Source organism: Pectinatus sottacetonis (genome assembly GCF_015732155.1).
Lineage (GTDB): Bacteria > Bacillota > Negativicutes > Selenomonadales > Selenomonadaceae > Pectinatus > Pectinatus sottacetonis.
On sequence record NZ_WIQK01000001.1, the window covers coordinates 2,307,927 to 2,329,876 of the forward strand.

Annotated in this window: 18 protein-coding genes and 1 tRNA gene; 8 read left to right on the forward strand and 11 right to left on the reverse strand. The window is 36.7% G+C overall.

All coding sequences use genetic code 11. The features are described from left to right. Positions 1–9 precede the first annotated feature (9 nt). The 3 genes from I6760_RS10820 (at position 10) to I6760_RS10830 (ending at position 5,378) form a co-directional block, all read left to right on the forward strand. Positions 10–2,574, forward strand: coding sequence for a heavy metal translocating P-type ATPase (locus I6760_RS10820; protein WP_196594435.1), 2,565 nt, complete (start codon positions 10–12; stop codon positions 2,572–2,574). 294 nt (positions 2,575–2,868) lie between these two features. Further along, positions 2,869–4,527 carry a 2-oxoacid:acceptor oxidoreductase subunit alpha gene (locus I6760_RS10825; RefSeq protein ID WP_196594436.1) on the forward strand — a complete coding sequence of 553 codons (1,659 nt, stop codon included), beginning with the start codon at positions 2,869–2,871 and terminating at the stop codon, positions 4,525–4,527. Positions 4,528–4,529: 2 nt separating this feature from the next. After that, on the forward strand, positions 4,530–5,378 hold the full coding sequence (locus tag I6760_RS10830) for a 2-oxoacid:ferredoxin oxidoreductase subunit beta (protein ID WP_196594437.1): 849 nt from the start codon (positions 4,530–4,532) through the stop codon (positions 5,376–5,378). Between the two features lie 195 nt (positions 5,379–5,573). Here I6760_RS10830 and argH read toward each other — a convergent pair whose 3' ends face one another. From argH to I6760_RS10870, 8 genes are all read right to left on the reverse strand, one after another. Continuing rightward, entirely contained in the window at positions 5,574–6,998 is a 1,425-nt protein-coding gene (gene argH / locus I6760_RS10835) for an argininosuccinate lyase (protein ID WP_196594438.1), read from the reverse strand. Position 6,999: 1 nt separating this feature from the next. Continuing rightward, positions 7,000–8,214 carry an argininosuccinate synthase gene (locus tag I6760_RS10840; RefSeq protein ID WP_196594439.1) on the reverse strand — a complete coding sequence of 405 codons (1,215 nt, stop codon included), beginning with the start codon at positions 8,212–8,214 and terminating at the stop codon, positions 7,000–7,002. A 44-nt stretch (positions 8,215–8,258) separates the two neighbouring features. Beyond that, the gene (gene argF, locus I6760_RS10845) at positions 8,259–9,203 is read right to left on the reverse strand and encodes an ornithine carbamoyltransferase (RefSeq protein ID WP_196594440.1); all 945 of its coding nucleotides are present in this window, start codon (positions 9,201–9,203) and stop codon (positions 8,259–8,261) included. 241 nt (positions 9,204–9,444) lie between these two features. After that, entirely contained in the window at positions 9,445–10,638 is a 1,194-nt protein-coding gene (locus tag I6760_RS10850) for an aspartate aminotransferase family protein (protein ID WP_196594441.1), read from the reverse strand. A gap of 21 nt (positions 10,639–10,659) precedes the next feature. Beyond that, positions 10,660–11,556 carry an acetylglutamate kinase gene (gene argB, locus I6760_RS10855; RefSeq protein ID WP_196594442.1) on the reverse strand — a complete coding sequence of 299 codons (897 nt, stop codon included), beginning with the start codon at positions 11,554–11,556 and terminating at the stop codon, positions 10,660–10,662. Between the two features lie 13 nt (positions 11,557–11,569). Next, complete coding sequence (gene argJ, locus I6760_RS10860; RefSeq protein WP_196594443.1) at positions 11,570–12,775, reverse strand: bifunctional glutamate N-acetyltransferase/amino-acid acetyltransferase ArgJ; 1,206 nt, start codon at positions 12,773–12,775, stop codon at positions 11,570–11,572. A gap of 49 nt (positions 12,776–12,824) precedes the next feature. Next, positions 12,825–13,862 carry an N-acetyl-gamma-glutamyl-phosphate reductase gene (argC, locus tag I6760_RS10865; RefSeq protein WP_196594444.1) on the reverse strand — a complete coding sequence of 346 codons (1,038 nt, stop codon included), beginning with the start codon at positions 13,860–13,862 and terminating at the stop codon, positions 12,825–12,827. Positions 13,863–14,042: 180 nt separating this feature from the next. After that, entirely contained in the window at positions 14,043–14,609 is a 567-nt protein-coding gene (locus I6760_RS10870) for a hypothetical protein (protein WP_196594445.1), read from the reverse strand. A gap of 228 nt (positions 14,610–14,837) precedes the next feature. On the opposite strand from I6760_RS10870, the gene I6760_RS10875 reads away from it, so the two are divergent. The 5 genes from I6760_RS10875 to I6760_RS10895 all read left to right on the forward strand — a co-directional run bounded on the left by I6760_RS10875 (position 14,838) and on the right by I6760_RS10895 (position 18,218). Next, a tRNA-Cys gene (locus I6760_RS10875) sits at positions 14,838–14,912 on the forward strand. 365 nt (positions 14,913–15,277) lie between these two features. Then, positions 15,278–16,000, forward strand: a complete 723-nt coding sequence (locus I6760_RS10880; RefSeq protein WP_196594446.1) for an amino acid ABC transporter ATP-binding protein — start codon at positions 15,278–15,280, stop codon at positions 15,998–16,000. 73 nt (positions 16,001–16,073) lie between these two features. Next, complete coding sequence (locus I6760_RS10885) at positions 16,074–16,895, forward strand: transporter substrate-binding domain-containing protein (RefSeq protein WP_196594447.1); 822 nt, start codon at positions 16,074–16,076, stop codon at positions 16,893–16,895. Beyond that, positions 16,895–17,566, forward strand: a complete 672-nt coding sequence (locus tag I6760_RS10890; protein ID WP_196594448.1) for an amino acid ABC transporter permease — start codon at positions 16,895–16,897, stop codon at positions 17,564–17,566. The genes I6760_RS10885 and I6760_RS10890 overlap by 1 nt, the downstream gene beginning before the upstream one ends. 4 nt (positions 17,567–17,570) lie before the next feature. Further along, positions 17,571–18,218 (forward strand): amino acid ABC transporter permease, encoded by a 648-nt coding sequence (locus tag I6760_RS10895; RefSeq protein ID WP_196594449.1) that lies wholly within the window; start codon positions 17,571–17,573, stop codon positions 18,216–18,218. An 88-nt stretch (positions 18,219–18,306) separates the two neighbouring features. On the opposite strand, the gene smpB is transcribed toward I6760_RS10895, so the two are convergent. From smpB to I6760_RS10910, 3 genes are read right to left on the reverse strand one after another with little or no spacing between them, the layout of a single operon-like run. Then, a complete protein-coding gene (gene smpB / locus I6760_RS10900) occupies positions 18,307–18,780 on the reverse strand; it encodes an SsrA-binding protein SmpB (protein ID WP_196594450.1) in 474 nt (157 codons plus the stop codon). 59 nt (positions 18,781–18,839) lie between these two features. Then, on the reverse strand, positions 18,840–21,188 hold the full coding sequence (gene rnr, locus I6760_RS10905; protein WP_196594451.1) for a ribonuclease R: 2,349 nt from the start codon (positions 21,186–21,188) through the stop codon (positions 18,840–18,842). A gap of 27 nt (positions 21,189–21,215) precedes the next feature. After that, entirely contained in the window at positions 21,216–21,941 is a 726-nt protein-coding gene (locus I6760_RS10910; RefSeq protein ID WP_196594452.1) for an alpha/beta hydrolase, read from the reverse strand. Positions 21,942–21,950: the final 9 nt, after the last annotated feature.

Below are 21,950 nucleotides of genomic sequence, written 5' to 3' on the forward strand. Positions count from 1 at the left end.
GGTAACCAGATGAAAGAAAAATTTGCTATTACGGGAATGTCCTGCTCAGCTTGTTCAGCACATGTGGAAAAAAGTGTTGCCAAAGTGATGGGAGTAAACAAGGTAAGCGTAAACTTACTGACTAACAGCATGCAGGTTTATTATGATGATAAGCAAACCAGCAGAGCTGAAATTATTGCTGCTGTAAAAAATGCTGGATATGGAGCAGCCATTTATGGTGCGGCAGATAAAACAGCTGCTGAATCTACTGGAGAGAAAATTATAAAAAGTATACGTAAAAGACTTTTGGTATCAATTATATTCTTACTCCCATTGTTGTATATTTCTATGGGACATATGATATATGAAATGTTTTCTCTTAATATGCCTGACTTTATGTCAGTTTATTTTATGGGTGATAAAAATGCACTTGTTTATTCTTTTACTCAGTTTTTGCTGACGATACCTATAATATTAGTTAATTACCAATATTTTGAAAATGGGTTTAAACTGTTATTTAAACGAAGTCCTAATATGGATACTCTTATTGCTATAGGGGCTGGTGCAGCTGCTATATATGGCATATTTTCTATTTATCGAATAGGATATGGTTTGGGTTATAACGAAATGTCAATAGTTAGGCAGTATCGGCTTAATTTGTATTTTGAATCAGCCGGTATGATATTGACTTTAATTACAGTGGGAAAATATCTAGAGGCAAAATCGAAGGGAAAAACCAGTGAAGCTATAAAAAAACTGGTGAAGCTCACTCCTAAAACAGCAACTGTTTTACGTAATGGAGTAGAACAGATAATCAAGGCAGAGGACATTATTGTCGGTGATGTTTTTATTGTAAAACCGGGTGAGACAGCAGCAGTAGATGGTATTGTTATTGAAGGAGAATCTTTTTTTGATGAATCAACGGTTACGGGGGAAAGTGTTCCTGTACGGAAAACTATTGGAGATAAATTAGTATCAGCCTCTATTAATAAAGCGGGATTTATACATGCCCGAGCCGTTAAAGTGGGGACAGATACGACTATTGCCCAGATAATTAAGTTGGTAGAGGAAGCTTCTGCGAGCAAAGCTCCTATTGCCAGACTTGCGGATAGGGCAGCTGGTGTATTTGTACCAGTAGTGATAATTGTGGCGGTAATTACGGGGGCCTTTTGGTTGTTGTCAGGAGCAGGCATGGAATTTTCCATATCAACGGCAATCGCAGTATTGGTAATTTCCTGTCCTTGCGCCCTGGGGTTGGCAACACCTGTTGCAATTATGGTGGGGACAGGTAAAGGAGCTCAAAATGGCATATTGATAAAATCAGGAGAGGCTTTGCAGGCGGCACAGGAAATAGATACGGTAGTGCTTGATAAAACAGGAACAATAACACAGGGAAAACCACAGGTTACTGATGTTATAAGTTTGTCAGATGTATCGGCAATAAATTTGCTGAAAATTGTCGGGTCGCTGGAAAAGGGCAGTGAACATCCGCTGGCTAGGGCAATTGTAAACAAATGTGCTGCTGATAATATTGAACTTATGAAAGTGAGTTCTTTTAAGGCTTTATTTGGCAAAGGCATTGAGGGTATAGTTGACAATAAAATGTATTATGCCGGAAATCAACAGCTGATGCAGGAAAAAAAAATCATTATTTCACTAAAAGGCAGAAAGATAATAAAAAAGTTATCTGAAGCGGGTAAGACGCCCTTAATATTTGCTGTAGATAAAAAAATTATAGGTATTGTTGCAGTTGCAGATGTGGTGAAAACGACTAGTGGGCAGGCAGTTAAGCAGTTAAAGAAATACGGAATGCATGTAATAATGCTCACAGGTGATAATGAAATAACCGCTAATGCAATAAAGGCGCAAACTGGTATAGATGAAGTAATAGCCGGTGTACTGCCGGCGCAGAAGGAAGCTAAAGTAACTGCACTAAGGCATGACGGGCATAAAGTAGCTATGGTAGGCGATGGTATAAATGATGCTCCGGCTTTAGCTGCAGCTGATGTTGGAATTGCCATTGGAGCAGGAACCGATGTGGCTATTGAAAGTGCGGATGTAGTTTTAATGCGTAGTGATCTGCTGGATGTAGGCAGGACTATCAGGCTTAGTAAAGCAGTTATCAAAAACATAAAAGAAAATTTATTCTGGGCTTTTTTTTATAATATTATTGGTATACCATTGGCAGCAGGCGTATTTTATCCAGCCTGGGGGATACATCTTAATCCTATGTTTGCAGCAGCTGCAATGAGTTTGAGCAGTGTATGCGTAGTGATGAATGCCCTGAGATTGAAAAGACTCCAGCTAAGACCTTTTGAAGATAAGGAAGATCTTATATTAGAGCACAGTAAGACAATAGATGAAGAAAAGGGAGATAATAATATGAAAAAAATAGTTATAATGATTGAAGGCATGAGTTGCGGACATTGTACTGCACGAGTCGAAACAGCTTTAAGAGCAGTGAATGGTGTAACTGATGTTAAAGTGAGTCTGGAAGAAAAGAATGCTGTAGTATCCGTAAAAGATGGCATAGCTGCTGAGGTCTTAAAAAATGCGGTAGTTGATGTTGGTTATGATGTGGTTGGAATAAAATAAGACTTACTTTAATGCTTTAAAATAAATTCTCAGATATTATCTGGGAATTTATTTTTTAGGAAAAATTAAAGGTGAAATTATATATTATAGAGAAATCATAATATTAGGTTCATATTTGGAAAGCGTTTAATGTATTGTAGCAAAAAAATCATTGATTTTATCGTTATCATTAATGATAGAACTGTGGCTCACATAGGCTTGCCTATGACATTAGTTATATCGAACAGGAAGCCTTTGTTAAATGATTTTAAGTGGTTGTTATCTAGTTTATATGGAAAGGATGGAGGTAAATTTATGTATAATATATTAATTGGCGGAGCAGCAGGACAGGGTATAGATACAACAGCGGCAATTTTAGAAAAATTATTTAAAGTATCAGGATATAATGTTTTTAGTGTAAAAGATTTTATGTCACGTGTGCGCGGTGGTCATAATTTTTCTTTGATAAGATTCGGTGCTGAAGCGGTTTATTCATATAGTAATATTTTGGATGGAATAGTTGCTCTTGATGATACTACAGTAGAACTGCATAAAGAACAGTTAAAAGATGAAGGCTTTATTCTTTGTGATTCTAAACTAATTACTACAGATGAGCGGGCCATAAAAATAGATATGAAGGAAATGGCAAAAAAAATAGGTAATCCAAGAGTTGCAGGTAGTATATCCATTGGTGCTGTTTTAAAACTGTTCAATGAATCGTTGGATAATGCTAGAAAAATTTTACCGCAGTTTATAAAAAAAGAATATATTGCTATGAATGTAGAAGCGATGGAAGATGGTTATGAATTTGTCTCAGCTAGATTTCCCCGTATCACAGGAACTTATGCAGATCATATGCTTATTTCAGGAACTAATGCTGTTGCTATGGGAGCCATTGCTGCCGGAGTCAAATTTTATTCAGCTTATCCAATGTCACCTTCAACAGGAATAATGGAATCGATAGCAGCTAAAGCAGATGAAGCGCAGATAGTTGTTGAACAGGCGGAAGATGAAATAGCGGCAGTGAATATGGCTATAGGAGCTTCCTATGCTGGGGTGTGTGCTATGACTGGTACATCTGGTGGGGGATTTTCTCTGATGGTTGAAGCACTGGGATTCGCAGGAATTGCAGAAATTCCTTTAGTGGTGATCGATGTACAGCGGCCGGGGCCAGCTACAGGATTACCAACTCGTACTGAACAGTCAGATCTTGATTTTGTTCGTTCTGCTTCGCAAGGAGAATTTCCCAGGATGGTAATAGCTCTGCGTCACATAAATGATGCTTTTTATCAAACAATGCGGGCATTTGATATAGCTGAAAGATATCAGCTGCCGGTTATATTATTAAGTGATCAGTATCTGGGGGATTCATTGGCTACTGCAGTTCCTTTTGAGTGCAGTAAGATAAAGGTAGCTAGGCCGTTGAGTGATTATACAGGAAAATATTTGCGGTATAAATATACAGAAAATGGTATATCACCTCGTCTTATTCCAGGAAAATCAGATCAGGTTGTTATTGTAGATAGTGATGAACATGATGAATCAGGACATATAACAGAAGCAGCTGATGTAAGAACAAAAATGGTCAATAAAAGGATGAGAAAACTAACCGGTTTATGTGAAGAATTGCAGGAACCAGACTTTATCGGGGATGAGGGTTTTGATACGCTTTTAATTGGCTGGGGTTCGGTGTGGGGAGCATTAAAGGAAGCTGTAAATACGTTGAGTAAAAAAAATAAGAAGAAATATGCGGCGTTGGTTTTTGGTGATATTTTTCCTCTTCCGCAAAAATTATTAAAAGAAAAAGCAGCTAAAGCTAAATTTATTATAAATGTAGAACAAAATGCTACAGGTCAGCTGGGAAAACTTATCCGGGAAGAAACACAGATAAGATTTTCCGACAGTATTTTAAAATATGATGGAAGACAAATATCAGGTGAAGAAATTGTACAGCGGGTTATGGGAGGTAGATAATTATGACAGATTCATTTTGTACGTATGAAACAGCCTGGTGCCCTGGATGTGGTAATTTTGCTATAATTGATTGCCTTAAAACAGCATTGGAGGAGCTGGGCAAAAGTCCGTCTGAAGTTTTGGTAGCAGCTGGAATAGGACAGGCAGCAAAAACACCGCAATATATAAATACAAATGCTTTCTGTGGATTACATGGGCGGTCATTGCCAGCTGCTGTTGCAGCTAAAATAGCAAATGAAAAATTGACAGTGGTTGTGAACACCGGCGACGGAGATTCCTATGGTGAAGGTGGAAATCATTTTATTCATAATATCAGGAGAAATGTTGATATAAGCCATTTTGTCCATGATAACCAAATCTATGGACTTACTAAAGGGCAAGCTTCTCCTACGTCTATGCAGGGATTGATAACAGGTGTTCAAGTGGATGGAAATATAAACGAACCTTTGAATCCGGTGCTTGTGGCAATAGCTTCAGGAGCCGGGTTTGTAGCTCGGTCATTTTCTGGACGGAAAAAACATCTTATTGAAATGATGAAGCAGGCGATAAATTATAAGGGCTATGCATTAGTGGATATCTTACAGCCATGCGTAAGCTTTAATAAGGTTAATACATTCGGCTGGTACAACAAGAGAGTGTATGAGCTTAGTAACGAATATGATACAGCTGATAAAATAGCTGCTATGAATATGGCAATGCAGTTTGGTGATAAAATTCCGCTTGGGGTAATTTATAAGCAGGAAAAACCGGTATATCATAGAAAAAATAAAGTTTTGTCTGATGGGATTCCCTTAGTTGATAAAAAGACTAATCCACAGGTAGTTAGAAAACTTCTAAAGGCCTATATTTAATATCTTTTTTTGCTAAGTTGCAGGTAAAAAGTATGTTAATATTTTGTAGTGGTTTTTGTAAAGTAAAATGAGCTAAAGTAGTTTTTTCTAGTTTGTTATTTATTACTATAATATGAGATTTTATCTAAAAAAAACGGAGATATCACATTAATGTGAATCTCCATTTTTTTTATGATAATTATAAAAAGACATAAATCAAATGATTATTTGTTTCTGGTTATAGCTATCAAGCAGCTGTTGTTCTTTATCCATTAATTCTCTGGCAATGTTAAGCTGGTTTTCTACTTGTTCATAGGAAGTACCACCGTATGAATTGCGGTTTTTTACGCAGTTTTCAGGGTTGATAGCAGCGTGAATATCAGTGTCAAATAGTTTGGAAAGCTTTTTGAATTCATCTATAGATAAGTCTTCCAGCCATTTCTTGTTTTTTATGCAGTAATGTACTGCCTTGCCAGCAACAGAGTGAGCCTGACGGAAAGGCATGCCTTTTTTGACTAGATAATCAGCAAGATCTGTAGCGTTGGAAAAATCTTCCTGGACAGCCTTTAGCATAACAGCTTTTTTTACAGTCATGCCGCGAAGAAGCTGGGTATATACAGCCAGACTGAATTTTATCGTATCAATGGTATCAAACAGGCCTTCCTTATCTTCCTGCAGATCTTTATTATAGGCAAGCGGCAATCCTTTTACTGTTGTAAGTATTGCCATAAGATGGCCTATTACCCGGCCGGTTTTACCACGGACTAGTTCTGATACATCAGGATTTTTTTTCTGAGGCATCATGCTTGAACCTGTGCAATGGGCATCATCAAGTTCAATGAAGGAAAATTCACGTGAGCACCATAAGGTTATTTCTTCACTGATACGGCTTAAATGTACCATTAATATAGAAGCGGCAGATAAAAATTCCATTACATAATCTCTGTCGCTCACAGCGTCAAGACTATTGGAGTATATGTCAGCAAAGTTTAATTTGTCGGCAACAATTTTCCTGTTTATTGGAAAGGTGGTACCAGCAAGAGCTCCAGCACCAAGCGGCATGATATCACAACGTTCGTATACACCTTTAAAACGGGAAAAATCACGTGATAACATAGAAAAGTAAGCCAACATATGATGGGAAAATAAAATCGGCTGAGCACGCTGTAGGTGCGTATAACCAGGCATAATGACATCGCTGTATTTTTTTGCTGTTTCAACAAAAGCTTGTTGTAAATTTAGAATAAGTTTTTCGACTGCTGTTGTTTCTCGTCTTACATACATATGGGTGTCAAGTGCTACCTGATCATTACGGCTTCTGGCTGTATGTAAGCGGCCACCTGCTTCACCAATATTTTCAGTAAGACGTTTTTCAATATTCATATGTATATCTTCAAGATCAGTAGAGAAAGAAAATGTACCATTTTCAATTTCTTGTAAAATGTTCTTTAAACCGGTGGTTATTTTTTTGCAGTCCTCAGCGGAGATGATATTGCATTGAGAAAGCATTTCTGCATGGGCAATGCTGCCAGCAATATCTTCATGATACATTCGCTTGTCAAAATGGATAGAAGCTTGAAATTCATTTATCATTTCATCAGTAGATTTTGTAAATCTACCGCCCCATAATTGTTCTGCCATATTATTGTTTACCTGCTTTTTCCTGCATCATAGCACGAACTTTTAAGGGAAGACCGAATAGATTGATAAATCCGCTGGCATCAGCTTGATTGTATACATCGTCTGCTTCAAAGGTGACAAAATCGTGACTGTATAGGGAATACGGAGATTTAGTACCTGCTGATATAATATTTCCCTTGTAGAGTTTAAGTTTTACGGTACCAGTAACTGATGCTTGAGTGCTGTCTACAAAAGCTGCAAGTGCTTCACGCAGCTGGCTGAACCACATTCCATCGTATACTAGTTCTCCATAACGGATAGCGACTGACTCTTTGTAGTGAAAAGTTTGACGGTCGAGACAAAGATATTCGAGTTCTCTGTGGGCATAATAAAGAATGGCTCCACCAGGATTTTCATAAACACCCCGTGATTTCATACCAACTAAGCGGTTTTCAACTATATCGGTGATGCCAATGCCATTAGCAGCTCCAATATCATTAAGTTTTTTTAATAGTGCCACGGCAGTAAGTTTTTCTCCGTTAACAGCGGTGGGAATTCCTTTAACAAAATCTACGGTAACATATTCTGGTTTGTCAGGAGCATCTTCGGGTGCTTTAGAGATAAGGTACATGCTGTTTTTAGGAGCATTCCATGGATCTTCAAGATCAGAACCCTCATGGCTTAAATGCCAGATATTCCTATCCATACTGTAGGTTTTGTTGCCGGTGGCAACAGGAATGTTGTGCTTATTAGCATAAACTATTGCTTCCTCGCGTGATTTTATAGTCCATTCGCGCCAGGGCGCAATTATTTTTATATTAGGGGCAAGTGCTTTTACGGTGAGTTCAAAACGAACCTGATCATTACCTTTACCAGTGGCTCCGTGGGCAATAGCATCAGCATTTTCTTGTTTGGCTATTTCTACAAGACGCTTGGCTATCAAAGGACGGGCGAAAGATGTTCCTAAAAGATATTTGCCCTCATATACTGCACCAGCTTTTAATGTAGGCCATACATAATTTTCTAGAAAATCTTCGGTAAGGTGTTCGATAAATACTTTAGACGCACCAGATTTTAATGCTTTGTCGTGAACAATATTCAGCTCATCGCCTTGGCCAATGTCGGCACAGACCGCAATAACCTCACATCCATCGTAATTTTCCTTTAACCAAGGGATAATTACGGAAGTATCAAGACCGCCTGAATAGGCAAGCACAACTTTTTTTACTTTATTCATTTATAAACAGCTCCTTAATTATTAATAATCAGTTGATATAAAGCTTAATGATGATATATGTCACCCATTAAAAGAGCCATAATGGCTTTTTGAGTATGAAGACGGTTTTCGGCTTCGTCAAATATTTCTTCAGCATGTTTTTCCAGAACAGAATCTGTTATTTCTTCACCGCGATGGGCAGGCAGACAATGAAGGACCATAGCCCGTTTATCAGCAAGTTTTAAGATGGCATCATTTATTTGGTAGCCCTGGAAAATTTTAGTACGGGCAGTATGTTCTGCTTCCTGCCCCATGCTTGCCCAGACATCAGTATATAAAATATCAGCATCTTTGGCAGCTGCTGTTATATCGTTGGTAACAGTGATTGTGGCACCTGTTTCGGCAGCATCTGCCTTGGCATTTACCAGCACATCAGTATCTGGCTCATAATTTTTTGGTGTGGCAGCAACAAAATTTATTCCTGTTTTGGCACAGGCATACATCAGGGAATGGGCCATGTTGTTTCCATCCCCGATATAAGTCATTTTTAGTCCTTTTAAATTTTGTCCTTTATGTTCTTTTATAGTAAGTAAATCAGTAAGGGCTTGGCAGGGATGAAGTAGATCTGTTAAGGCATTTATAACAGGAATATCAGCATAATGGGCAAATTCTTCTACTTTATCATGGGCAAAAGTACGGATCATAATTCCATCAAGATAGCGTGACAATACTCTGGCTGTATCTTTTATGGGTTCGCCGCGGCCGATCTGCAGATCTCGGTTGGAGAGAAAAAGAGCCTGCCCACCTAATTGGTACATTCCAGTTTCAAAAGAAACACGAGTACGGGTGGAGGATTTTTCAAAGATCATGCCCAAGGTCTTACCTTCTAGTATATGATGTTCAATACCAGCTTTTTGCATGGTTTTTAATTCCTGCGCCAGACTCAATATTTCGTTCACTTCATCGGTCGTCAAATCATGTATCGATAATAAATCTTTACATGAAAGCATATATAAAACCTCCTAAGTATAAATAAATGATTTATGAATTTTATAAGTTGTAAAGTTAGTAGTATAAGTCCATCCTATGTTAATGTTGAGAGGTGGACGCTTTTTATTTAATGCAATTAATAAGCTATAAATGTAGCAAAATCTTATGTGTTTTACACTTTTATGCTTAATGCTGGTGCTTTATGAGCCACTTTAAAGCTGAGAAAATAATTCGCTGCAATATGTCAATGTAATGCTTATATTATACATGTTCAGCTAAAACTTTATCAAGTACTAAAATAAGACTGTCAATATGTTGTTTTTTTATTATGAGAGGAGGAACAAACCGTAAAACATTGCCTGCGGTACAATTTATTATAACATTTTTTTCCAGACACTCATCGACAATTTTTTTACCGGGTTTGTTTAATTCGGCACCTACCATTAGGCCTTTTCCCCGTACTTGTTTGATTAATGAAGGATATTTTTCTTTTAATGTTTGCAATCTTTCGATCAGGTATTTACCCATATTGGCAGCATTTTCCATTAATCCACCATTCTCCATGGCATCGAGAACTACATTGGCAGCAGCACAGGCTAATGGATTGCCGCCGAATGTTGTTCCGTGGTCGCCGGGATGAAAGGCTCGGGCAATTTTATCATTGGTAATGAAAGCACCGATGGGGACTCCACCGGCAAGACCTTTGGCAAGAGTGACTATATCAGCTTTAATACCAAATTGTTCAAAAGCAAAGAATGTTCCGGTTCGTCCCATCCCACATTGTATTTCGTCAAAAATGAGTAAAACATTGTATTTGTTGCACAAAGCACGGACTTTTTGTAAATAGTCTTTGTCAGGAACATGGATGCCTCCCTCTCCCTGAATAGCTTCCAGCATAACGGCGCATGTTTTGTCATTTATAATAGTTTCCAGCTGGGAAATATTATTATAATCAACATGGACAAAACCATCGGGCAAAGGTCCAAAGCCTTGATGATACTTAGGCTGTCCAGTAGCAGTAAGTGTAGCTATTGTACGGCCATGAAAGCTGTGATTAGCGCAAATTATTAAAGACTTGTCCTTATCGGTCATATGGGCGTATTTCCTGGCTAATTTTATAGCACCTTCATTGGCTTCAGCTCCAGAGTTGCCAAAAAATACTTTATTCATTTTACTTAAATGACTTAATCGGCTAGCAGCTTCTACCTGTGGTTGAGTGTAATAAAGATTAGAACAATGTATCATTTTCCCAGCTTGATTTCTAATTGCCATTACTAAGGGTGGATAATTATGTCCTAGTACATTAACGGCAATTCCTGCCAGAAAATCGAGGTATTTTTTCCCATTGATATCATATACATAAGGACCATCTCCATGATCCAATACTATTTTGTAACGATCAAAAACTGGTAAATAGTATTTTTGGTCTTTGGCAAAAATATCGGCATCTATCATAAAAATTTCCTTTCTAAATAATTAATTTGCATTTACTACTTCTGTCCCAATACCTTGGGAAGTAAATAGTTCTAAAATCAGTGAGTGGGCCTGTCTTCCATCAATGATGCTGGTTTTTTGCGCACCCTTGTCCAAAGCACGAAGACAAGCTTCTACTTTTGGAATCATACCGCCGTTTATACAGCCATTGTTAATCATTTTTTGGGCTTCACTCTTATTTAAAGTAGAGATAAAAGTATTCTTATCAGTATAATCGCGATATATGCCTTCTATATCTGTTAACAAAAGCAGTTTTTTGGCCCGCATTGCTCCAGCTACTTCGGCAGCTACATAATCGGCATTTATGTTATAGCTTGCATTGTCTGCACCTACACCAATTGGTGCTATGACAGGGACATAATCCCTATCGAGCAGGTCATTTAATAAAGTAGTATTGATGGTTTTGACTTCACCTACAAAACCTATGTCTATTTTTTCAATGGTGCCATTTTTATTTTTTACTGAAGTGTGTTTTTGGGAAGCTGTAATGAGATTGGCATCTTTACCGCTTAATCCTACGGCTTTTAGATTGAGACTGTTTAAGCGGCTGACAATCTCGGAGTTTATTTTGCCGACAAGAACCATTTCGGCTATTTCGGCAGTTTCCCTGTCGGTAACGCGCAGTCCGTTGATAAACTTTGATGTTTTACCAATTTTTTTTAGATAATTTGTTATATCAGGACCGCCACCATGAATTATTATTGGTCTTATACCAACATATTTCATAAGTACGATGTCATGCATTACCTTGTTTTTCAGATCATCATTTATCATAGCGTTGCCGCCATATTTTATAATAATAGTTTCTCCGTAAAAATTCTGGATATAAGGTAATGCATCTACTAAAATAGAAGCCTTGACTTCAGCGGAAAATTTCAATAGTTACAACTCCTCAGGTATGATATTCACCATTTATTTTTACATATTCATAAGATAGGTCACAAGACCATACTGTAGCATTAGTTTTGCCCATATTAATGTCAATATCTATAGTAATATCATGCTCAGACATTACTTTGTGAAGCTTCTCTTTATCAAATTGAATTCCAGTGCCATTGGCATATATAAGAATATTGCCAAATTTTACAGTTGTTTTATCGGGGTCAATATCTACACCAGAATAGCCTACGGCACAAAGAACACGGCCCCAGTTTGGATCTTCACCAAAAAAAGCTGTTTTTACTAGAGGTGAATTGGCAACAGACATACCGGCTTTTTTAGCTTCTTTAAAATTTTTGGCATTATGGATATTTATTGTAATAAATTTTGTCGCTCCCTCGCCATCAGCAGCGACTTTTTGTGCCATTTGGGTACATAATTCGGATAAAGCGTTATAAAATAGTTGAAAGTTTTCATCATTTTTGATGATCTTGTCATTGCCGGCCTGTCCATTAGCTAAAATTACGACCATATCATTGGTACTCATATCACCATCTACGGAGATCATATTAAAAGATTTTTCTACGATGCTTGACAGAGCCAGTTGCAGGCGAACTTGGTCTATATTGGCATCGGTGGTAATGAAACAAAGCATAGTGGCCATATTGGGCTGAATCATTCCAGCTCCTTTGGCTATGGCACCGATGCGAACTTCCTTACCATTTATTTCTATCGTAGTAGTCAGAGATTTTATATAGGTATCTGTTGTTATAATAGCATTGGCAGCACTTTCACTGCCAGTGGAGCTTAGAGCAGCTACGGCATTTTTTATACCGGATTCTATTTTTTCCATGGGTAGAGTGACACCGATAACGCCGGTCGAAGCAACAATAACATCATTTGGGTTAATATTCAATTCCCGGGCAGCTATTTGTGTAGTTTTATTGGCATCATTAAGACCCTGTTGTCCGGTGCAGGCATTAGCACAGCCGGAATTTGTCACTATGGCAGTTGCTGTACCGGTGCTGATAACTTTTTTGGAAACATATACAGGAGCAGCAGCAACTTTATTTTGCGTGAAAGTGCCGGCAGCAACAGCATCTGTTTCACTTATAATGACAGCCAGGTCAGGATTGCCACTTTTTTTTATGCCAGCTTTTACGCCAGCTGCTTTAAATCCTTTAGGAAAAGTTACGCCGGATTTATTTTCTTTTATCATGGGAAGATCCTCCTAAGTAATAATTAGTTTATATAATATTGTAGAAATATTAGGGATATACAGGAGAAAATAATAATCCTGTTTTTTCGTCAAAGCCGCAAGCTATATTAAAGTTTTGCACAGCCTGTCCAGCAGCACCTTTGACCAGATTGTCAATGGCCGATAGAATTATTATTATCCCAGTTCGTCGATCTATACACCAACCTAGTTCACAGAAATTTGAACCGCGTACATTTTTAGTTGTCGGATAGGCTGTGGTACCAAGCAGACGGATAAAAAATTCCCTGTCATACATTTTTTTAAAAGCATTATTAATATTTTCATCAGATACATGGGGTAGAAGTTTAGCATAGCAGGTGCTTAAAATACCGCGTGACATAGGGACCAGATGCGGTGTAAAAGTCAGGGTGACTGGAATTTTATTATTTAAAAGAGATAGTTCTTGTTCAATTTCAGGAGTATGACGATGTGAAGCGACGCTGTATGCTTGAAAATTATCATAAACTTCAGGAAAATGATTCGATTGTCTGGCCGATCTGCCAGAACCTGATATGCCTGATTTAGCGTCAATGATGATGGATTCGGTATCAATAAGATGTTCTTTTACCAGAGGAGCCAGTGCTAAAATACTGGCTGTGGTATAACAGCCGGCATTACCGATAAACTTGGCTGTTTTTATTTGCGCTCGATGGATTTCTGACAATCCATAAACTCGCGATTCAGGTTGGTAGGTATGTTTTACTTTGTACCATTTTTCATAGACTGTTGTATCTGTAAAACGATAATCGGCACCGAGATCTATGACTCTTATAGATTTATTTTCTAAGTGTCTGCCTATTTCCATAGCATGACCATGTGGAAGACAAATGAACAGAAAATCACTATCATTAGCAATTCTATCTATGTTTTTTAAGTTTAAAAGTTTATGTTCATAAATACCACGTAAGTGAGGAAATATATCAGAAATTTTTTTCCCCGTATTGCTCTCAGAAGTTAAATGAATAACATTTATATTAGGATGGTTATAAAATATTCGTAGTAATTCAACTCCGGCATAACCAGTGGCACCAACTATGCTAACATTCATTTTATATTTCCTCTCCTTTATTTTTTATAATTATACAACTTTTATGCATAAAATTGCAAGATGTTTCTTTGTAAAACTTATAAAATATATACTTTAAGGGCCATTGCATAAAGTTTCATTATGTAATGGCCCCTTAAAATAATAAATGTATTAGCTGAATAAATAATTATTGTTAACAAATTATTTGTGCTGATCTTTTATTGTCTGGGCAAGTGTATCATAAAACATATCATTAAATACTTCGTATTTTTTTAAGTTATTATCACTTTGCCCACCACCAATAACTTTATAAGAATAAAGATAATCATTTGTTTTAGCGGAATAAAGATCATAGAATAAGACAACACGGCTGTTATTGGCGACAGTCAGTACAAGATAGGCATCAGCATATTTTTTTATATTTTTTTGAAAGACACTTTCTGCGGTATGGCGATCAACTTTTTGTAAATCGATATTTGTATCTTTTTTGATACTGTTTGCAATAACTGAATAAGGGATGATTGTTATATTTTTTAGCCGTCTTGAATCAAAACCATTTTGGGCGAGAATAGCGGTTACATCACCTATTTTAGGACTATTATTAGTTTGGATATAGTTTGGCATGGCAATAGCAATAGTATGAATGGAAGATAAATCGAAGGAATCATCCATTATAACGGATTTTGTAGCAGGAGCGGCAAATGCAGTTGATATTATAGTTATAAACACAGCTGCCAAAATGAATGATATTCTGATTATGTGTTTCAAAAGAAAACCTCCTTAAATAATATGTGAGTAAATGTTATTTATAGTATACCCATTAAGAGAAATAGAGTCAATTATGTTTGGATGTATTTAATGTTCTTAAATAGAAGAAGTATTTTTGTCAGGATATGATCATAAAAATATGTTACTATAAAAAGAGTTTTATAAATATTTTTTATAAAAAATATTGACAAGGCTTCTTTTAATGTATATAATAATATACGTTCCAACGGCGACATAGCCAAGTGGTAAGGCAGAGGTCTGCAAAACCTTTATTCCCCAGTTCAAATCTGGGTGTCGCCTCCAATAAAAGAATAGAAGTTTTTGTATAATAAAAGTCATTTTTCTATTTTATGGAAAAGATGGCTTTTTTATTATGCAGATTTAGCAAAAATAAATTTTATAATATGATATCATTTTTTAGCAGTATGTTTTTTCTTCAAATTATAAAACTAAACGAATAAACAATAAAATATTAATTTTAAAGTTAATAAATAGCATTATTTATATACTATTATATGTAAATAATTAATAAATATCACTGATTTAATTTATTGACAAAATTTATTTAATGATTTATACTATATTTCATACACAAGCAATGACGCTATGGCCTACTAGAGGTCTAGGCGTTTTTTTTTATAATTTTACAGAAGGGAGGTAAGACATGTATGATTCAATTACGCGGTGTCAATAAATATTTTGGGGATAATCATGTACTCAAAGATATAAATTTGCATGTCAAACCAGGGGAAAAAGTTGTTGTCATAGGACCCAGTGGATCAGGAAAAAGTACCATGATACGCTGTATTAACCAGCTTGAAAAACCTGATACTGGCGAAGTTATTGTTGATGGTGTTGACTTAATGGCAGCAAAAGCACAACTTAAGAAAATACGTCAGGAAGCAGCTATGGTTTTTCAACAATTTAATTTATATCCTCATAAAACTGTTTTGGAAAATTTAACTATAGCACCGATACTGGTGCAGGGAAAAAAGAAAGACGAGGCCAGTCAGACTGGACTGGAATTTTTGGATAGAGTAGGTTTAAAAAATAAAGCTGATGCTTATCCTTCACAGCTTTCAGGAGGTCAGCAGCAGCGTGTTGCCATAGCTAGAGCACTTAATATGCATCCTAAGATAATGTTGTTTGATGAACCAACTTCAGCCCTTGATCCAGAAATGATAAAAGAAGTTCTTGATGTAATGGTAGATCTTGCCCATAGTGGAATTACAATGGTTTGTGTTACACATGAAATGGGATTTGCCCGTGAGGTCGCTGATCATGTAATATTTATGGCTGATGGACAGATTTTGGAAACAGCTACACCAAAAGCTTTTTTTGATAGTCCACAAAATGAACGCGCTCAGCAATTTTTAAGTAAAATTTTATGAGCACATTTTTTTTATTTTTGTAATAATACTTATTTATATGATGCGTAATTTTATAATTCAGGAGGGTTCTATTATGTTTTTATCAAGAAAAAAATTGATGACATTAGCATTGACGGCAGTGACAGTTTTTTCATTACTGGCAGCCGGATGTGGCAGTAACAACGACACTGGGAAGGCAGCTTCTAATGATATAATGAAGACAATTAAAGATCGGGGATATTTAAAAGTAGGTTGTAAGGTGGATGTGCCTTTATTCGGTTATAAAAATCCTGATACAGGAAAAATTGAAGGGTTTGAAATTGATCTAGCCAGGGCAGTAGCAAAAAAAATATTTAATGATCCATCCAAAGTTAAATTTACGCCAGTAGTGGCTAAAACCCGCGGACCGTTACTTGACAGCGGTGAACTGGATACAGTTATTGCAACATACACAATAAATGAACAGCGTAAAAAACAATATGATTTCAGTATTCCCTATTATACCGACCCAGTAGGTCTTTTAGTGAAAAAATCAGATAATATCAAATCTATCAAAGATCTTAATGGCAAGACAATTGCAGTACCACAGGGAGCAACAACGAGAAAAGCTGTAGCTGATGCTGCTAAAAAAGCGGGTATCAAAGTAAAATTTGCTGAATTTCCTACTTATCCAGAATGTAAGGCTGCATTAATGGCGGGGCGTGCTGCGGCATATGCGATGGATACATCTAACCTGGCGGGATATGTTGATGATCAGACTATGATTCTTCCTGATAAGTTTGCGCCGCAGCAATATGGTGCAGCTACAAAAAAAGGAAATGAAGCTTTAGCAAAAGTTATTAATGAAACCATTAAAGAAATGAAAGAATCCGGCGAAATGGATAAATTATTAACTAAATGGAAGCTTAATAAATAATGGATGTAAATAATCCCTTTGCACTGTACAAATGGCAGGCTTTGTTTAATGCACGTGATATATTTATTGAAGGCTTGACTACTACGCTGGAAGTGACTATAGGAGCGTTGATATTATCAATAATGCTGGGAATAATTTTTGGTATCGCCGGTGTATTTCCCAATAAATTTGTGCGTGCGATAAACAGGGTTTATGTAGAATTTTTTCAAAATACACCTTTGGTAATCCAAGTAATTTTTATCTATAATGCATTGCCACATCTTCATATAATGATGCCTGTACTTCTTATTGGTATTATTGGTGTCGGGCTTTATACTGGAGCATATATGGCCGAAGTAGTCAGAGGCGGTATTATGGCAGTCTCCAAGGGCCAGTTAGAGGCAGCAGTTTCCCAGGGATTCAATTATTGGCAGGCCATGTGGTATATAGTTTTACCTCAGGCTAAAAAAGTAATGCTGCCCGCAATGGCTAATCAGGCAATTAATCTGGTAAAAAATACATCCGTGCTGGCTATGATTGCCGGCGGTGATTTGATGTATCAGGCAGATTCATGGTCGGGAAATAATATGTATTATGGACCAGCTTATCTTGTTACAGGACTTTGCTACTGGATTATTTGTTTTGCGATTAGCAAATATATAAATAGATTAGAAAAGAAAGCCGGGGTGTAATCTTATGTCAGACTTATTTCAAATAAATAATTTTTTATTTCTAATGGGTGGCTTTAAAGTTACACTGGAAATAGGGTTTTTCTCGATAATTTTTAGTGTTATATTGGGAACGCTGATAGGAATAGTCCGTTATCTGCAGATCCCTGTTGTATCACAAGTAGGGGCTTTATATGTTGATGTTGTACGTAATATTCCCTGCCTGCTGTGCGTATTAATAGCGAGATTTATGACACCGCTGCCACCTACAATGTCAGGAATACTGGCAATGTCTGTTTTCACAGGTGCTATTATGGCGGAAATTGTACGCGGTGGGATTAATTCTGTGGGGAAAGGGCAGTTTGAAGCAGCTCTTTCTCAAGGGTTTAATAAGTGGCAGATAGTTTATCATATAATTTTACCGCAGGCCTATCGTAATATTATTCCGGCAATGGTTTCTCAGTTTACGACGGTAATAAAGGATTCTTCTTTTGTTTGGGCAGTAGGAACGGAAGAATTAACAGGCAGAAGCATGATTCTTATAGGTCGTTACAGTGATACAAGCCATTTGTTTATCATTATGGGATGCGTGGCACTGATTTATTTTGCATTGAATTATACGCTGTCGGTAATGGCTAGATGGGAACACAGGCGATTAGCTGCTAAAAGCTATTAAGTATGAAGTTTATGTGAATTGGACATAAAGTAATTTTTTTAAAACAAAAAGCATCATAGCAGTTTGAACTGCTATGATGCTTTTTGTTTTAATATTTTTGTTGTTCTTTTAAAGCTCGTGCTATTTCGCGTTTAGCGGTTTTTTCGGCTATGATTTGGCGCTTGTCATAATTTTTCTTACCAGTGGCAAGAGCTATTTCTATTTTGGCCCGGCCTTTGGAAAAATAAATTTTTAAGGGAACGATAGTAAGACCCTTTTCCTTTGTCTTACTAAATAGTCTGGTGATTTCTGCTTTATGCAGTAAAAGCTTGCGGGGTCGCAGGGGATCGTGGTTAAATATATTACCATGTTCATATGGACTTATATGAACATTTTCTAGGACAGCTTCACCATTTTTTATTAGTACAAAACTGTCTTTTAGGTTAGCTTTACCTTCGCGCAGAGATTTTACTTCGGTGCCTACAAGTACCAGACCGGCTTCATATGTTTCCTCAATAAAAAAATCATGCCGTGCTTTTCTATTTTCACAAACAATTTTAATTTTACTGCCTTTTTTTAGCATAATTATTAGTCCTTTCTATTAGTTAGTATAATTAGAAAAAGATATTTGGCAATAAAGCACTATTTGTGCATTTTGACTTTTCGTTTTTTATTATGATGTTTTTCCTTTGGAGCGGGATTATGACTAAATTTAGTGGCAACAAGACTGGTATTTTGCGGGAATGGTTTATTTTTCTTAGTATGAACAGGATGCTTGTTTGTTTTGATCCTAGCTTTTACAGGCTTTTTGTCATGGGATAGGACTGGTGTATTATGGACAAAATCATTGTAGACACCATTGTCCTTTAAGACAAAGTCAAGGATACGTTCTTTTATATCGGCTCGCATAAGAATAACTGTAACGCTGCCACCTATTTGATAGAGTGTATTTGTATGACGTCCTACCAGCGCATATTGTTCTTCTATATATTCGTAATAATCATTTGCCATACTGGAAACATGAACTAATCCTTCAACGCCGTTGTCAAGTTCGACAAAAATACCAAATGATGTAACACCGCTTATTACGGCATCAAATTCATTGCCGATAAATTGTGCCATGTATTCTATTTTTTTCATATCTATCGTATCACGTTCGGCGTCAGCGGCAATACGTTCACGTATGGATGAAGATAGTGCTATGCCTGGTAATATTTTCTTCAATTGTTCTTGACGGGTAATTGATATTTTTCCGGTTGGCAGTATAGCTGATAATAATCTATGGACTATAAGATCAGGATAACGACGTATTGGGGAAGTGAAATGGGTGTAAAACTGGGCAGCAAGACCAAAATGTCCTAGGTTTTCTTCGCTGTAACGAGCTTGCTGCATTGTCCGCAGTGCTACAGAAGATATTATTTTTTCCTCGGGAAGACCTTTAACGGAATGAAGGACTTTTTGTATAGAAAGGGGATCTATGGTATTTGTTTTAGTATTTTTATTTATATGCAGATTAAAGGTCGCTAGTAAATTATTCAGTGTGCTTATTTTTTCTGAGTCAGGTTGTTCATGCACACGGTAAATAAAAGGTGTTTTTTTCTTTGCCATATGTTGGGCAACAGTTTCATTGGCAATAAGCATACATTCTTCAATTATGGATTCACCTAAAGATCCTTCACGTTTTAAAAGGGCAATAGGATATCCTTTTGAGTCAAGTTTTACTTTGATTTCTGGAATATTAAAATCTATGGAGCCATGTTTAATACGGCGTTCTTTCAGTATTTTACGCAGTTGCTTTAGATTATCCAGAAGTTCTAATATATCACGATTATTTTGTATTGTTTCTTGGTCTTTATTGACTAATATTTTATTCACAGTATTGTAGGTCAATCGTTTATGAACATGAATTATTGTGGGAAATATATTGTAAGATATTACATCACCATTAGAGTTTATTTCCATCTCAGCGGCCATGGACAGTCTGTCTTCACCAGCATTTAAACTGCATATACCATTAGAAAGACAGGTGGGGAGCATAGGTATAACTCGATCAACCAGATATACACTGGTGCCTCTTTTTCGTGCTTCTAAATCAATTGCTGAATTTTCGCGTACATAGTGACTTACGTCGGCAATATAAACGCCTAAAAGAAAATGACCATTGACTTTCTGCGCATAAACACCATCATCTAAATCCTTGGCATCATCACCATCAATAGTGACAATTGGTAGATTGCGTCTGTCTGTGCGCTCGGTATATTCATTGGACATGATGGACATAGGAATTTTTTTGGCAGCCTTTTGTACTTCAATAGGAAAATCCATGGGTAGTTCATATTGATGGATTACAGATAATACATCAATACCAGGATCATTGGCTTTTCCTAATACCTTTATGATTTTTCCCTCTGGATTTTGTCGTTTTTTAGGCCAGCGGGTTATTTCTACTATGACTTTTGTACCAATAGCAGCTTTATTAAAGTTACGCTTATGAATGAAAATATCCTGTGTTATTTTACTGTCATCGGGAGTAACAAAGCCGAAGGAAGTGTTTTTTTCAAAAGTACCGACAATTTGTTTGTTGGCCCGATGAAGAACGCGAATTATTTCACCTTCACGTGAACGTTTTTCTAAATCGGAATTGCTTACACGTGCTATGACAATATCATTGTTCATGGCAGAGTTTAACGTTGCAGCGGGGATGAAAATATCACCATGCTGTGCTTCTTTATTATCCTGTGGAATTACGAAGCCATATCCCTTACTATTCATGCTTAATTTACCGGCAACAAGATTCATTTGTGAAGGCAAGCCGTATAGATCATTGCGGTTGCAGACAATTAATCCTTGTTTTTCTAAATCATCTAATGCTGAAAATAATTCAATTAACTCTTCATTGGTTAATTTTAGCGCCTCAGCTATAGTTTCATCACTTACTGGTCCAGAAGCATTGTTTTTCATATAATATAAAATTCGTTGTTGTAGTTCCATAATCTCTCCTGTTGGGGGTTAGTAAAATTAATCAGTAGTTAAAAAAATTTTTATTTTGTCAAAAACAAATTCTTTTTCTATATCGAGAGTTACTAAATGACCAGATTTTTTTAATTGCAGTAATTGTTTATGATGACTTTTGATATTATCATAGATGTATTTACCACTTTCAGCATTGACAGTATGGTCATTATTACTTTGCACTATGAGTACAGGGAGCCGTATTTTATGTAAATTATTTTTTAAAGATTGTATACAGTCAAGTAGCTCGTGGACTGCTGCCAAAGACATTTTATTATAACCAATATTAGTAGCAAATTTGCGGTGTGCCTTGGGGATATAAAGGCCAGCTGAATATTTACGCGGCGGCAGTAAATCAAGGCCACGTTCTGAAGATATAAAGACAGGTGTACTTAGCGAGACTACTTTTTGAATAGGAAAATCCAAACTCAATAATAAGGAAAGCGCACCTCCCATAGATAATCCGATGACACAAACATCCTCACATGAATCCTTTAATAAATAGTAGGCATCACATACAGAATGATACCAGTCTTTCCATGTAGTGCGTTCTATATCCTCAGGAGTTGTTCCGTGTCCGCATAAACGCACAGCCATAACGGTATAACCAAGATGATTGAGATATTTTCCTAGTAATGACATTTCAGAAGGTGAGCCGGTAAAACCGTGTACAAGCAGGATACCATGTTTATTACCATTGAGCCAAAATGGTTCAGCTCCATTTAATATCATGAAATATAT